The sequence below is a fragment of the Halorubrum salinarum genome, from assembly GCF_013267195.1.
GTDB lineage: Archaea > Halobacteriota > Halobacteria > Halobacteriales > Haloferacaceae > Halorubrum > Halorubrum salinarum.
This window is the reverse complement of the sequence record NZ_CP053941.1, coordinates 859,935-873,173: the sequence shown is the minus strand read 5'-3', so window position 1 is coordinate 873,173 and position 13,239 is coordinate 859,935. Positions and strand designations below refer to the sequence as shown.

The 13,239-nt window shown below is 71.3% G+C and carries 16 protein-coding genes; 9 read left to right on the top strand and 7 right to left on the bottom strand.

Going from position 1 to position 13,239, the window contains the following annotated elements; translation table 11 throughout:
- Positions 1-35: 35 nt before the first annotated feature.
- Complete coding sequence (locus HPS36_RS04445; protein WP_173228700.1) at positions 36-779, top strand: creatininase family protein; 744 nt, start codon at positions 36-38, stop codon at positions 777-779.
- Between the two features lie 112 nt (positions 780-891).
- Entirely contained in the window at positions 892-1,158 is a 267-nt protein-coding gene (locus HPS36_RS04440; RefSeq protein WP_053771822.1) for an HAH_0734 family protein, read from the top strand.
- 27 nt (positions 1,159-1,185) lie between these two features.
- On the opposite strand, the gene HPS36_RS04435 is transcribed toward HPS36_RS04440, so the two are convergent.
- From HPS36_RS04435 to HPS36_RS04425, 3 genes are all read right to left on the bottom strand, one after another.
- Positions 1,186-1,815 (bottom strand): L-threonylcarbamoyladenylate synthase, encoded by a 630-nt coding sequence (locus HPS36_RS04435; RefSeq protein ID WP_173228698.1) that lies wholly within the window; start codon positions 1,813-1,815, stop codon positions 1,186-1,188.
- Positions 1,816-1,893: 78 nt separating this feature from the next.
- Entirely contained in the window at positions 1,894-2,403 is a 510-nt protein-coding gene (locus HPS36_RS04430; protein ID WP_173228696.1) for a redoxin domain-containing protein, read from the bottom strand.
- A 1-nt stretch (position 2,404) separates the two neighbouring features.
- Positions 2,405-2,665 carry a glutaredoxin family protein gene (locus HPS36_RS04425; protein WP_173228694.1) on the bottom strand — a complete coding sequence of 87 codons (261 nt, stop codon included), beginning with the start codon at positions 2,663-2,665 and terminating at the stop codon, positions 2,405-2,407.
- A gap of 197 nt (positions 2,666-2,862) precedes the next feature.
- Here HPS36_RS04425 and HPS36_RS04420 point away from each other — a divergent pair, with 197 nt between their 5' ends.
- A complete protein-coding gene (locus tag HPS36_RS04420; RefSeq protein WP_173228692.1) occupies positions 2,863-4,290 on the top strand; it encodes a hemolysin family protein in 1,428 nt (475 codons plus the stop codon).
- A gap of 12 nt (positions 4,291-4,302) precedes the next feature.
- Here HPS36_RS04420 and HPS36_RS04415 read toward each other — a convergent pair whose 3' ends face one another.
- The gene (locus HPS36_RS04415; RefSeq protein ID WP_137716491.1) at positions 4,303-5,034 is read right to left on the bottom strand and encodes a DUF5781 family protein; all 732 of its coding nucleotides are present in this window, start codon (positions 5,032-5,034) and stop codon (positions 4,303-4,305) included.
- A 145-nt stretch (positions 5,035-5,179) separates the two neighbouring features.
- On the opposite strand from HPS36_RS04415, the gene HPS36_RS04410 reads away from it, so the two are divergent.
- Entirely contained in the window at positions 5,180-6,226 is a 1,047-nt protein-coding gene (locus tag HPS36_RS04410; protein ID WP_173228690.1) for a WD40/YVTN/BNR-like repeat-containing protein, read from the top strand.
- A 39-nt stretch (positions 6,227-6,265) separates the two neighbouring features.
- On the opposite strand, the gene HPS36_RS04405 is transcribed toward HPS36_RS04410, so the two are convergent.
- Both HPS36_RS04405 and HPS36_RS04400 read right to left on the bottom strand, forming a co-directional pair.
- On the bottom strand, positions 6,266-6,985 hold the full coding sequence (locus HPS36_RS04405) for a queuosine precursor transporter (protein WP_173228688.1): 720 nt from the start codon (positions 6,983-6,985) through the stop codon (positions 6,266-6,268).
- A complete protein-coding gene (locus HPS36_RS04400; RefSeq protein WP_173228686.1) occupies positions 6,978-7,193 on the bottom strand; it encodes a ribbon-helix-helix domain-containing protein in 216 nt (71 codons plus the stop codon). The genes HPS36_RS04405 and HPS36_RS04400 overlap by 8 nt, the downstream gene beginning before the upstream one ends.
- 146 nt (positions 7,194-7,339) lie before the next feature.
- Between HPS36_RS04400 and HPS36_RS04395 the strand changes: the two genes are divergently transcribed.
- The 4 genes from HPS36_RS04395 (at position 7,340) to HPS36_RS04380 (ending at position 11,668) form a co-directional block, all read left to right on the top strand.
- Positions 7,340-7,921, top strand: coding sequence for a biotin transporter BioY (locus tag HPS36_RS04395; protein WP_173228684.1), 582 nt, complete (start codon positions 7,340-7,342; stop codon positions 7,919-7,921).
- 10 nt (positions 7,922-7,931) lie between these two features.
- The gene (locus HPS36_RS04390; protein WP_173228682.1) at positions 7,932-8,681 is read left to right on the top strand and encodes an energy-coupling factor ABC transporter ATP-binding protein; all 750 of its coding nucleotides are present in this window, start codon (positions 7,932-7,934) and stop codon (positions 8,679-8,681) included.
- Positions 8,678-9,391: an energy-coupling factor transporter transmembrane component T family protein gene (locus tag HPS36_RS04385; protein ID WP_173228681.1), complete on the top strand. Its 714-nt coding sequence runs from the start codon at positions 8,678-8,680 to the stop codon at positions 9,389-9,391. The genes HPS36_RS04390 and HPS36_RS04385 overlap by 4 nt, the downstream gene beginning before the upstream one ends.
- A 99-nt stretch (positions 9,392-9,490) precedes the next feature.
- On the top strand, positions 9,491-11,668 hold the full coding sequence (locus HPS36_RS04380; protein WP_173228679.1) for a (Fe-S)-binding protein: 2,178 nt from the start codon (positions 9,491-9,493) through the stop codon (positions 11,666-11,668).
- Between the two features lie 73 nt (positions 11,669-11,741).
- Here HPS36_RS04380 and HPS36_RS04375 read toward each other — a convergent pair whose 3' ends face one another.
- Positions 11,742-12,038: a DUF7853 family protein gene (locus HPS36_RS04375; RefSeq protein WP_173228677.1), complete on the bottom strand. Its 297-nt coding sequence runs from the start codon at positions 12,036-12,038 to the stop codon at positions 11,742-11,744.
- Positions 12,039-12,231: 193 nt separating this feature from the next.
- Here HPS36_RS04375 and HPS36_RS04370 point away from each other — a divergent pair, with 193 nt between their 5' ends.
- Complete coding sequence (locus HPS36_RS04370) at positions 12,232-13,233, top strand: PstS family phosphate ABC transporter substrate-binding protein (RefSeq protein ID WP_173228675.1); 1,002 nt, start codon at positions 12,232-12,234, stop codon at positions 13,231-13,233.
- Positions 13,234-13,239: the final 6 nt, after the last annotated feature.

Genomic DNA, 13,239 nt, shown 5'->3' with positions numbered 1-13,239 from the left:
CGACGCTTTCGTCGTTCGACCCCGGAGCCTCCGGCATGCCCGAGACGGACGCCGACCTGTTCGGCATGACGTGGGAGGACGCCGGCGCCGCGATCGACGACGCCGACTTCGCGGTGCTCCCCGCCGGCAGCATCGAGCAGCACGGCCCGCACCTCCCGGTGTCGACGGACACGCTCCGCGCGGACCACCTCACGGCCGAGCTCGTCGACGCCGCCGACGAGTTCGACCTCGACCTGCTGCGGCTCCCGACGCTGCCGTACGGGCAGTCGGAACACCACATGCGGTTCCCCGGAACGGTCACGCTCTCGACGGAGACGTACGTCGACGTGGTCCGTGAGATCGGCGAGTCGGTGGCCGAACACGGCGCCGACCGGCTACTCCTTCTGAACTGCCACGGCGGGAACCGCGAGCCGCTGTCGGTCGCCGCCGACCGGCTCGGCCGCGACACCGACCTCACGGTCCACTTCGTCCACTGGACGGACTTCGCGGAGGCGGACCTGACGGAGGCGTACGGCGAGGGGTGGGGCCACGCCGGCGACCACGAGACGAGCTTCGTCGAGCTGTACCGCCCGGACCTCGTGCGGACCGAAAAGAAGGAGCCGCAGGAGGCCGCGGAGCTGCCCCGCACCCGGAGCTACGAGTACTTCGACGAGGTGACGGAGCTGGGCGGGCTCGGCGACCCGACGAACAGCGACCCGGACGCGCTCGAACCCATCGTCGCCGCGACGACCCGGGAGATCCTCGGCGCGCTCGTCGAGGACCTCGACCGGGGGTGGTGAGGGCGCTCGACGCGAGCGGGTGGGGACGGCGGGCCCCGTTCCGCGGGGTCGCCGCCGCCGTTCGATCCGCGGTATCGAAGCGATTAAGCCCGGAACACGCGAACCCCGGCACATGCACCACCTCATCATCCGCGGCGACCCCGACATCCGGAAGGACGCGGTGATCGAGCACGACGGCGAGGAGCTGGTCTGTTTCGGCATCAACGTTCAGGGGGGCTGGCACGGCCCGGACGAGCCGCAGCTCTGGTGTACCGTCGGCACGGAAGACGAGCGCGAGGCGTACGACAAACGCGAGTACGTCCCCCACTGGCTCGACGTCGAGACGGTCGACGCCGAGGACCTCGACGTGATCAAAGCGAAGGGCGACCTCTCCGTCTAGCGCCGCGAACGGCTCTTCTCGCCAGTCTCACCCCTCTACCGGCGGGTCCGCCAGCCACGCCTCGATGGCGCCGGCCATCGCCCCGCGCCGGTGGATCGTCCCCGCCTCGGGGTCGACGACAGTGCTCTCCGTGCCGGGCGCCTCGCCGCCGTCGATCACGGCGGCGACCCCCCCGCGGATCCGGTCGGAGAGGTCGCTCGGGTCGGTGACGCTGCCCGTCCCGGAGACGTTCGCGCTCGTCGCGGTGAGGGGACCGGTCTCGGCCAGCAGCGCCCGCGCGATGTCGTGGTCTGGCACGCGGATCCCGACGCGGTCGCGCCCGGCGGTGAGCGCGTCGGGCACCCGGTCGCCGCGCTCGACGACGACCGTCACCGGCCCCGGGAGGAACGCCCGCGCGAAGGCGACGGCCAGCTCCGTCGGTCGGGTGTAGCGGAGCGCGTCGTCGACGCTCGCGACGCCGAGCGAGAGGGGGTTCGACCGGTCGCGGCCCTTCAGGTCGAAGACGCGCTCGACGGCCTCGGGGTCGAGCGCGTTGGCGCCCAGCCCGTACACCGTCTCGGTCGGGTAGACGACGAGGTCGCCGCGGTCGACGGCGGCGGCCGCCGCGCGCAGCGCCTCGGATCGGTCCGGTCCGTCGTCGCTCGTGTCGGCGGTCACGCGCGACCGTTCGGCGGCGAGTTGAAAAAGCGTGACGAGTGTGTGCGCTCCGCGCGTCGGGCCGCGACCCGGGTCCGATCAGTCGACGAGGTCGGCGACCGCGTCGCCGATCGCCTCGGCGTCGGGGAACTCGGGATGTTCGCTCGCGACCCACGCGTACTCCACCGTGCGGTCGGCGTCGAGCAGGAAGACGGCGGGACGGCTCTCCGTGATCCCGGTCATGCCGTCGATCTCGTGTGCGAGGCCGTACTCCTCGACGACGCCCGCGCCCGGGTCGGAGAAGATCCGGACGCCGTCGCCGCGCTCGGCGAGGAGGCGCTTGTGGGCGTACGGCGTCGAGATGGAGACGCCGAGCACGTCGAGGTCGTCGCTCCACCCGTGGTCGTCGACCGTGTTGTAGAGGTACGTCCCCTGGAAGGTGCCGTCCATGGGGTGGAACAGGAGGAGCGTCGGGCCGTCGACCACGTCGGCGAGCGCGCGGTCCTCCCAGTACTCGCCGTTCACGAGCGGGCGGGTGAAGTCGGGCGCCGTGTCGCCCTCGGCGACGTGGTCCGTCTCGGGCAGGGAGACGACGTCGAACTCCGGCATCTCAGGCCCCCTCCTCGCCGTACGTTCCCTTCAGGTACTCGACGATGTTCGCGCTCTCGGACATGGTGACGCCGGTCTCCCGGTCGACGATCGCCGGCACGCTCCGGGCGCCGGAGACGCGCTTGACGACGTTGCGCTCGGAGTGCATCGGCTCGACGTAGCGGGAGCGGTACTCTACGTCGAGCTCGTTCAGCGTCCGGACGACGCGCTCGCAGTACGGGCACGCCTGCAGCCGGTACAGGGTGATCTGTGGCTCGCTCATGTCTCGCGGTTCGCCCGCGAGACGGGTAACCGTGTCGGCGGCGGCACGCGCGTCGACGATGGCTCCGGTCGGCGGCGGCACGCGCGTCGACGATGGCTCCGGTCGGTGGCGGCGGGCGTCGGCGGCACTCCGCCGCCCCGCCGCGGGGCTCAGCGAAGGGAACCCTTTAATCGTGGGCCGACGGATGACAAACGAATATGGGCTTGTGGTCGAGTACGCTGACGGCCGGTCTCCTCCAGATACAGATGCCCGGCGACACCGTCGTCGCCGCGCTCGGCGCGCTCACGATCCTGGTGTTGATCGCGCTGTCGGCGTTCTTCTCCTCGTCGGAGATCGCGATGTTCTCCCTGCCGCAGCACCGCATCGACAGCCTCGTCGAAGACGGGGTGCCGGGCTCGGAGACGGTGAAGGCGCTGAAGACCGACCCGCACCGGCTCCTCATCACGATCCTCGTCGGCAACAACATCGTCAACATCGCGATGTCCTCCATCTCCACCGGGCTGCTCGTCTACCTCGGCCTCGGGCAGGGGCAGGCAGTCACCATCGCCACCTTCGGGATCACGGCGCTCGTCCTGCTGTTCGGCGAGAGCGCGCCGAAGTCGTACGCGGTCGAGAACACCGAGTCGTGGGCGCTACGCATCGCCCGCCCGCTGAAGCTCTCCGAGTACGTCCTCCTCCCGCTCGTGGTCCTGTTCGACTACCTGACCCGGGTCGTCAACAAGATCACCGGCGGGCGCTCGGCGATCGAGTCGTCGTACGTCACCCGCGACGAGATCCAGGACATCATCGAGACCGGCGAGCGCGAGGGCGTCATCGACGAGGAGGAGCGCGAGATGCTCGACCGCATCTTCCGGTTCAACAACACCATCGCCAAGGAGGTGATGACCCCGCGGCTCGACGTCACGGCGGTCGCGAAGGAGGATACCGTCGAGGAGGCGATCGAGACGTGCATCCAGGCCGACCACGAGCGCGTCCCCGTCTACGAGGGGAACCTCGACAACATCGTCGGCGTCGTCACGGTGCGCGACCTGGTCCGCGAGCTCCGCTACTCCGAGGGGACGCCCTCCCTGGAGCGGGTCGTCAAGCCGACGCTCCACGTCCCCGAGTCGAAGAACGCCGACGAGCTGCTCGCTGAGATGCAGGAGAACCGCCTCCAGATGGTCACCGTCATCGACGAGTTCGGCACCACGGAGGGGATCATCACGCTGGAGGACGTGGCCGAGGAGATCGTCGGCGAGATCCTCGAAGGCGACGAGTCGGCGCCGGTGGAGTTCGTCGACGACGACGTCGCCGTTGTTCAGGGACAGGTCAACATCGACGAGGTGAACGAGATACTCGGGATCGAACTGCCCGAGGGCGAGGAGTTCGAGACGCTCGCCGGCTTCGTGTTCAACCGCGCGGGGCGGCTCGTCGAGGAGGGCGAAGAGATCGAGTTCGACGGCGTCCGGATCCGCATCGAGCGCGTCGACAACACTCGAATCATGTCCGCGCGCGTGACCGTCCTCGACGGCGGCGCCGCCGAGGCGGAGGAGTCGAGCGCGCCCGTCGAGGCCGCGGACGCGACCGACGAGGGCGCCGCGGAGGCCGACGGCGAGGGCGATCCGGTCCAGAACGACGCGGAGTGAGACTGGCCCCGTTCAGACCGCGTAGGCGCGGGCGGCGGCGACGAGCGCCTTCCGGTAGTCGCTCTCGGAGGGGTCGTGGCCGAGGTCGAGGAAGCGCTCCTTGAACGCGTCGACGTCGACGGCGTCGGTGTCGCTGCCGGCGGCGCGCGCGAGGTCGTAGATGCGGTGGTCGGGGCCCGCGATGCCGTGGCGCTCGACCAGCGCCAGCGCGAACGCCGCGTTGACGGCCGTTATCTCGGGGTCGGCGCCCGCCGTCACCGGCGGCGAGCCGGTGCGCGACACGTCGGGGCGGTCCGCGACCGCGGCCGCCAGCGTGGATTCGAGGAAGCCGAGCAGCTTGTCCGCGGGGGCCACCGAGAGCGTGATGTCGTCGGCGTAGATGTCTTTCATGTGGTTCGCGATCTGGTAACAGTGCGCGAGCTTGCGGCGCTCCACTGTCTCGCCGGAGAGCCCGAGGTACAGCGCCTCCTCCGTCGACTGGAGGTGCGAGGGGTGTCCCTCCTCGTACCGGGCCATGTGTGCGAGCTCGTGGATCGCCAGCTCGCGCGCCATCGCGCTCGTGGCGGCCCGCCGGGAGACGTTCAGCACGTGGTGGTCGTCGTAGTGGCCGGCCCAGGTCCGCTCGTCCGGGTCCTCGCGGACCACGACGCGGACCGGCGCCTCCACGGAGCGCTCGGTCTCGAAGAGGTCCGCGGCGCCGAGAAACGGGTCGGGGGGTACGTCCCCCTGAACGCGAAGATCCATGCGTACCGTTGACACGGGCGGCGGCGATAAGTCTCTTGCGCTCGTCGAACCCCGGTTCCGCTCGCGTCTCAAGCCGACGGGCCGAAGCCTCGCCGCCGGGATTCGCCGGCGTACGCTTTTGGGCCTCCTGGCCGAACCCCGATCCATGCGCATCTACGCGGCCTACGACGACGGCCTCCGGATCGTCGACCCCGCGACCGGCGCGGTCGAGACGCGCCTTTCCGGCCAGCGCGTCGAGTGCCTCTCCGTCACGCGCCGCGAGGCCGGGGGCGACGACCCCGGGCGACCGCGCGTCCTCGCGGGGACGTTCGACGCGGGGCTGTTCCGGTCCGTCGACGGCGGCGAGCGGTTCGCCCGCGCGGCCGCCTCGACGCTCGGCCCCGAGGGGTCCGGTCCCGACGCGGTGACCGCGGTCGCGACGAGCCCGCACGACCCCGCGGTCGTCTGGATCGGGACGGAGCCCTCGCGGACGTACCGCTCCGCCGACGGCGGCGAGACGGCCGATCCGGTCGGCGGCCTGACGGATCTCCCCTCCGCCGACGAGTGGTCGTTCCCGCCCCGGCCGGACACCCACCACGTGCGGTGGATCGAGCCCTGCCCGGCCGACCCCGAGCGGTGGCTCGTCGGCATCGAGGCGGGCGCGCTCGCCGTGACCGCGGACGGCGGCGCGACGTGGACCGACCGCCCGGCGGGCGCCCGACGGGACACGCACGCGATGGCGACCCACTCGGACGCGCCCGACCGCGTCTACGCCGCGGCCGGCGACGGCTTCGCCGAGAGCGACGACCGCGGCGACTCGTGGCGCGTCCCCGACGCCGGCCTCGACCACGGGTACGCCTGGGGGCTCGCGGTCGACCCGGGCGACCCCGACACCGCGCTGGTCAGCGCGGCCGCGGGCGCGATGGCCGCCCACCGCCGCGGCGAGAGCTACCTCTACCGCTACCGGCGCGGCGAGGAGGGAGGAGCGGCGGACTCCGAGCGCGGTCCCGGCGCGTTCGAGCGCCTCGACGACCGCGGGTTCCCGACGGGCGAGGGCACCTACCGGGCGGTGCTGGCCGGGGGTCGGACCGCCGGGGAGGTCTGGGCGCTCTCGAACCGCGGGCTCTTCGTCACCCGCGACGCGGGCGACTCCTTCGAGCAGGTCCCGGTCGACCTCCCGGACCGGGCGGCGCGGGCGCTCGCGGTCGGCTGACGGTCGCGAGAAAGGGCGGCCGCGGAGCGAGCGACGCGGTCAGTTCCGGACCGCGCCGACGATCAGGTAGACGACCGGCGTGTCGAGGACCGCGATCCCGAGCTTCAGGATGTACTGGCCGAGGCCGAGCGCGAGCAGCGCCGAGGGCCCGAACACCGGACCGGCGCCGAGCAGGGTCGGCGCGACGTAGAAGGCGACGCCGACGAAGATGGCGGTGTCTATCGCCTGGCTCGTGGCGGTCGAACCGATGTTGCGGAGCCACAGCATGCGCTCGCCGGTGCGGTCGCGGATCGCGTGGAAGACGAACACGTCCCAGTTCTGACTGACGACGTACGCCAGCAGGCTCCCGGCGACGATGTTCGCCGCGGGCCCGAGCGCGGTCTGGAAGGCGGCCGACACCTCGGGGTCGACCCCGGGCGCCGCGAGCGTCGACCACACGAGCGCCAACACGAGGAAGTTCGCGAGGAACGCGACGTTGACGACCACCTGCGTCGCCCGCCGCCCGTACAGCTCCGCGTAGCAGTCCGACGCCAGGAACGTGAGCGCGTACGCCAGCGCCGCGCCGGGCAGCAGGATCTCCGGCCCGACGACCGGCAGCGCGACCGGGAGCGGCAGCGCGAGCACCTTCGCGGCCGTGAGCTGTGCGGTCGCGAGCGCGACGGTGAACAGCGTGATCAGCGCGACCGCCGCGACCGCCGACCGGTCGAGGGGGTCGGTCCGGAAGGGGCCGCTCTCGCCGGCCGCGGTCCGGCTACTCATCGGCTCCTCCGCGCGACTCGGCCGCGGTCGACGCGCGGTCGCCGTCGAGCCGGTCGTGGCGGGCGTCGATCTCGTCGAGCAGGTCGAGGTTCTTGCGGATCGACGCGCGCACCGCGTCGCTGCGGTTCACGAACTTCCCGTCGTCGCCGACGTGTTCGTCGAGGTCGGCGAGCAGCTCCGCCGGGATCTCGACGCTTATCTTGGGCATACTCGTCCCGTGGACTCCGGGCGGGGATGAACGTTATTATCCAAGGATTATCTAGGGACTCTCGCGGTGGCCGAACCCGGGGTCGGTCGGGCCGCGTCGAGCTCGTAAACCGCTACGTTGAAGTTGGTTTACGAGTCCGTTCAGCCATGGCAACGAACACGGAGTCCGTCGACCTCGTCGGCGACGAGGCGGCGACGAACCTCGCGCGCGCCGCGCTGTTCGCGGCGCTCGTCGGCGCGTTCGCGTACGTATCGTTCCCGTTCCCGGTGTCGCCCGCGCCCGTCACGCTCCAGGTGCTCGGCGTGTTCCTCGCCGGGATCTTCCTCGGCCCCGTCTGGGGCGCCGCCGCGCTGGTCCTCTACCTCGCGGCCGGGGCGCTCGGCGCGCCGGTGTTCTCCGGCGGCGCGGCGGGCTTCGGCGAGCTCGTGGGCGCGACCGGCGGCTACCTCTGGTCGTACCCGCTCGCGGCCGGACTCGTGGGGGCGATCGCCCACCGCGGCGCCGCGCTCCGCGACCTCGACGCCGTCTCCGCCCCGCTCCTCGTGGCCGCCATGACCGCGGGGACGGTCGTCGTCTACGCGATGGGGATCGCCGGCCTCTACCTGACGCTCGACCTCACCCTCGCGGAGTCGGTGATCCAGGGCGCCGTGGTCTTCCTCCCGGCCGAGGGCGCGAAGATGGCCGCGGCGATCGGCATCGTCCGATCGGACGCGATCGCGGCGCGGTGAGGGGCCCCCCGTGATCGAGGTCCAGGAGGTCACCTGTCGGTACGACGGGGCCGATGAGGGCGGCGTCACGGCCGTCGACGACGTCTCCCTCTCGATCCCCGACGGCCAGTTCCTGATCGTCGCTGGCGCGAACGGCTCCGGGAAGACGACGCTGGTCCGGACGTTCAACGGGCTCGTCGACCCCGACGCCGGCCGCGTGACGGTCAACGGGACCCCCGTCGAGACCGACCTCGTCGCTGCCCGGACCGCGGTCGGGATGGTGTTTCAGGACCCCCGCGACCAGTTCGTCGCGGCGACCGTCGGCGCCGACGTGGCCTTCGGGCCGGAGAACCTCGGCCTCGCGCACGCGGAGATAGACCGCCGCGTCGAGGCCGCGCTCGACGCCGTCAACATGGCCGGCCGCGAGACCGACCGGATCGCGTCGCTGTCGGGCGGCGAGCGCGAGCGCGTCGCGATCGCCGGCGCGCTGGCGATGGAGCCCGACCACCTCGTCTTGGACGAGCCGTTCACCGGCCTCGACGAGCCGGCGCGGCGCTCGGTCGTCGAGCGGCTCCGCGCGCTCCGCCGCGAGGGGACCGGCGTCGTCGTCGTCACCCACGACCTCCGGGACGTGTTCGGCGTCGCCGACCGCGTGGTCGGCTTAGCGGACGGCCGCGTCGCCGTCGACGCCCCGCCGGCCGAGGCGGCCGCGGCGCTCCCCGGGCTCGACGTGCGCGTCCCCGAGGGCGACCTCGCCGCGCCCCGCCCGAGCGACGGATGACGCTGTCGTACGTCCCCGGCGACTCGGTCGGCCACCGCCTCGACCCGCGCTCGAAGCTGCTCGTCCAGGTCGCCTTCGCGGCGGCGGCGTACGCGTACACCACGCCGCGCGGGCTCGCCGTCCTCACCCCTCTCGCCGCCTCCTGCCTCCTCGCGGCCGACGGCGGCGCCCGCGACCTCTGGGCGTACCGGGTCGCGCTCCCGTTCCTCCTCGTCGCACCGCTCGTGGCCGGCGCGACCCTCGGCGCGCCGTGGTTTCGGGTCGAGCGCGCGGCCGGCACGGCGCTCGCGAGCTACCGCGTCTTCCTCATCTTGGTCGTCGCGGCCGCGTACGTCCGGTCGACGCCGGTCCGGGAGTCGCGCGCGGCGGTCCAGCGAACGATACCGGGGCGACCGGGCGTCTTCCTCGGCGCGGGCGTCGCGCTCGTCTTCCGGTTCCTGCCGCTCCTGCGGCGCGACCTGTTCGCGGCGCGCGACGCCATGCGGGCGCGCCTCGGCGGCGAGCGCCCCGTCCGCGACCGGATGCGGATCGTCGCCGTCGCTGGGATCGACCGCGCGCTCTCACGGGCCGACCGGCTCGGGACGGCGCTCGTCGCCCGCTGTTTCGCGTGGAACCCGACGCTCCCGCGGCTGGCGTTCCGGCGCGTCGACGCCCCGGCGCTGGCGCTCGCCGGGTGCCTGTTCGCGGCCGCCGTCCTGCGGATCGCGTGAGCGTCCCGCCGGGGGCGACCGCCTCGGATCGGGTGAACGCCGAGCGACGACCGCCGCGTTGTGGCAAGTTTTAACCTCGCCGTATCCCGGTGATCGATCATGACTCCCCTACAGGCGGCCACCCGAGAGACCTTCTGGACGATCGGTCCGGTGGGGAAGGCGGCGTTCTACTGGCTCGCCGCCGTCGCGGTCCTCGTCTTTCTGTACGGCGTCTACGCGCGGTTCGCGGCGTACGCACGCGGCGGCGCCGACCCGCGGGACCGGCTGTCGAACCTGCCCGGCCGGGTCGTCGCCGCGACGAAGACCGTCCTCGCGAACGAGAACCAGTTCGACGGGGACCTCTACACCGGCGTGATGCACACGTTCGTGCTGTGGGGGTTCCTCGTCTTACTCGTCGCGACGACGATCCTCGGGATCGACATCGACCTCTACCGCCCGCTCACCGGCGAGTCCTTCTGGGTCGGCGACTTCTACCTCGCCTACCAGTTCGCCGTCGACGCGTTCGGCCTGCTGTTCGTCGTCGGCGTCGGCATGGCCGCGTTCCGCCGCTACCGGCAGCGCGAGGGGCGGCTGTGGGGCAAACACACCTCCCTCGAAGACGACGCGTTCGTCTGGACGCTGTTCCTCCTCGGCGTCGGCGGCTTCCTCGTCGAGGGCGTGAGCATGGTCGGCCAGCCGCAGCGGGCGACCGAGACCGTGAGCTTCGTCGGGATGGCGCTCGCGACCGGGCTGGAGGCGGCCGGGCTCACGGCCGCGGGCGCGGAGTCGATATACGGCGCCCTCTGGTGGAGCCACTCGCTGCTCGCGTTCGCGTTCGTCGCGTGGATCCCCTACGCGAAGCCGTTCCACATGATCTCGTCGTTCGCGAACGTCGTCGCCCGAGACGAGAAGGCGGGCGCGCGGCTCCCGAACGTCCCGGCCGACCTCGATCACACAAACGCCGAGTCGCTCGACGACTTCACGTGGAAGGAGCTGCTCGACGGCGACGCCTGTACCAAGTGCGGGCGGTGTACCGACGCCTGCCCCGCCGACACCGTCGGCCGGAACCTCGACCCGCGGAACGTCATCCTCGACCTGAAGTCGTACCGCGAGTCGGTGAGCGACGATCCGGTCGCAGGCAACGGCGGTGCGGTGGCGACGGACGGTGGTGTCGCGAGCGCAGACGGGGGAACTGTCCCCATCGTCGCCGACGAGGGCGGCGTCATCGACGCCGAGTCGATGGAGTCGTGTATGTCCTGTATGGCGTGTATGGACGCCTGCCCCGTCGACATCGAACACCTCACCTCCTTCACGAAGATGAACCGCCAGCTCGTCGACGAGGGGGCGGTCGACTCGAACCTCCAGGACGTGTTCCAGGACGTGATGGGGAAGGGGAACACCTTCGGCGAGTCGCAGTCGGCCCGCGGCGACTGGACCGACGACCTCGACGACGCCGTCGACGTGCCGGACGCTCGCGAGACCGAGGTCGAGTACCTCTGGTACGTCGGCGACTACCCGAGCTTCGACGACCGGAACAAGAAGGTCGCCCGCGCGCTCGCGCGCCTGTTCGACGAGGCCGACGTGTCGTTCGGCATCCTGTTCGACGACGAGAAGACGGACGGCAACGACATCCGACGGATCGGCGAGGAGTTCCTCTACCTCGAACTCGCCGGCCACCACGTCGAGACGTTCGCGGACTGCGAGTTCGAGAACATCGTCTGTACCGACCCGCACTCGTACAACACCATCAAAAACGAGTACCCCGAGGTCGACTTCGCGGAGTTCGCGGACGACCCGATGATGCCGTTCGACCGCGAGGAGCCGTGGAACGCGGACGGCGCGGTCGACGTGTTCCACTGGACGCAAGTGGTCGAGGAGCTGGTCGACGAGGGGCGGCTCGGCCTCGCCGGCGACGAGCTCGACTACACCGTCACCTACCACGACCCCTGCCACCTCGGCCGGTACAACGACGAGTACGAGGCGCCCCGCGAGCTGATCCGGGCGACCGGCGCCGACCTCTACGAGATGCCCCGCTCGCGGGACGACTCGTTCTGCTGTGGCGGCGGCGGCGGCGGCCTCTGGACCGAACACGAGGAGGCGGTCAAGCCGAGCGAGGAGCGCCTCCGCGAGGCGGTCGAGGACACCGACGCGGGCGCCGCGATAGAGAAGTTCGTCGTCGCCTGCCCGATGTGTACGACGATGTTCGAGGACGGTCGGAAGACGGGGAACTTCGAGGACGACGTGGAGATCGTCGACGTCGCGGAGCTGCTGATCGAGGCGGTGGAGGCCGGCTCGTAGCGGCCGGAATTCGCCGCTCTCGGTCGGGGCTGAGACTCTCGCGGCGGGGACTCGCACCCAGCGTCCGTCGGTCCTACGCGTGGCTCGACTGCGCGTCGACCGCGTCGTCGGTGCGCCGCAACAGCGCCCGCCCGGGGGCGCGGTCGCGGACCGGCGCGTCGCCGAGGTAGTCGACGAGCGCGTCTCTGAGCAGGGCGATTCCCTCGTCGTCGAGCGCCGCGCCCCGCTCTATCGACTCGATCGAACGGTGGTACGGCCTGTCGTCGTCGGTGGCGGCGGTCGCGGCGTCGATCAGCGCGGCGTGGGCGACCCACGCCTCCTCCCTGGAGGTCGTCGGCGCGGGCGGCCCGTCGGTCGTGGGAGGGGTCATTCGTCCGGGTTCTCCCGGTACGGGGACTTAAAACTACGTCCCGGGCTGCTCGCTTCTCGGCCGCGACCATCGCTCGGGTGGCTATATACTGCTATATAGGGAACATACAGAAACGTACTCGTACCGGGCCGTACGCGTTCCCACATACCGCTCATAGCATACTACTTAACCGGAACTCGCTCATCAACTGGTGATGGCTTCCAGCCACGACGCGGACGCAACGGGAATCACACGGCGCAAATCGCTCGCGGCGATCGCCGGCGCCGGGGCGCTGGGACTCGCGGGCTGTACCCAGAGCTCCGACGGCGGGGACGGCTCGGACGGCGGCGACGAGCTCTCCGGACCGATCAACATCGCCGGTTCGAGCACGGTGTTCCCGCTGATGAGCGCGATCATGGAGGACTTCGCCGAGGAGCACCCCGGCGTTGACCCCGACATCAGTTCGACCGGGTCCGGCGGCGGCTTCTCGAACTTCTTCTGTACGGGCGACACCGACTTCAACAACGCGAGCCGCCCGATCCAGCCGGCGGAGGAGGAGCTGTGCGCGGAGAACGGCGTCGAGTACATCGAGCTGATCGCGGCGACCGACGCGCTCACGGTCGTCGTCAACCCCGACGCCGACTGGATCGACTCGCTCACGACCGAGGAGCTCGCGCAGATCTGGAAGTCGGACCCCGCCCAGACGTGGGACGAGGTCCGCGACGAGTTCCCGAACGAGGAGATAAACCGCTTCGGCGCCGCCGACACCTCCGGCACCTACGACTACTTCATCGAGGCGATCCTCGGCGAGGAGGGCCACACCAGCGACTACCAGGCGACCGAGCAGGACAACAGCATCGCCAACGGCGTCGCCGGCGACGAGTACGCCATCGGCTACTTCGGGTTCGCGTACTACTTCCAGAACCCCGACCAGCTGAAGGCGCTCGGGATCGACGACGGCGACGGACCGGTCGAGCCGAGCCTCGAAACGGCGTCCTCGGGCGAGTACACCCCGCTCTCGCGGCCCCTGTTCACCTACCCCTCGATCGAGTCGCTCGCCGAGGAGCACATCGCGGAGTTCGCCCGGTACTTCGTCGAGCAGACGACGAACGAGGACCTCGTCGCCGGCGACGTGGGGTACGTGCCCGCCACCGAGGAGACGCAGGAAGAGCAGATGGAGAAGCTCGAAGACGCGATCGAGCGGGCCCAGGGATAGCGCCCG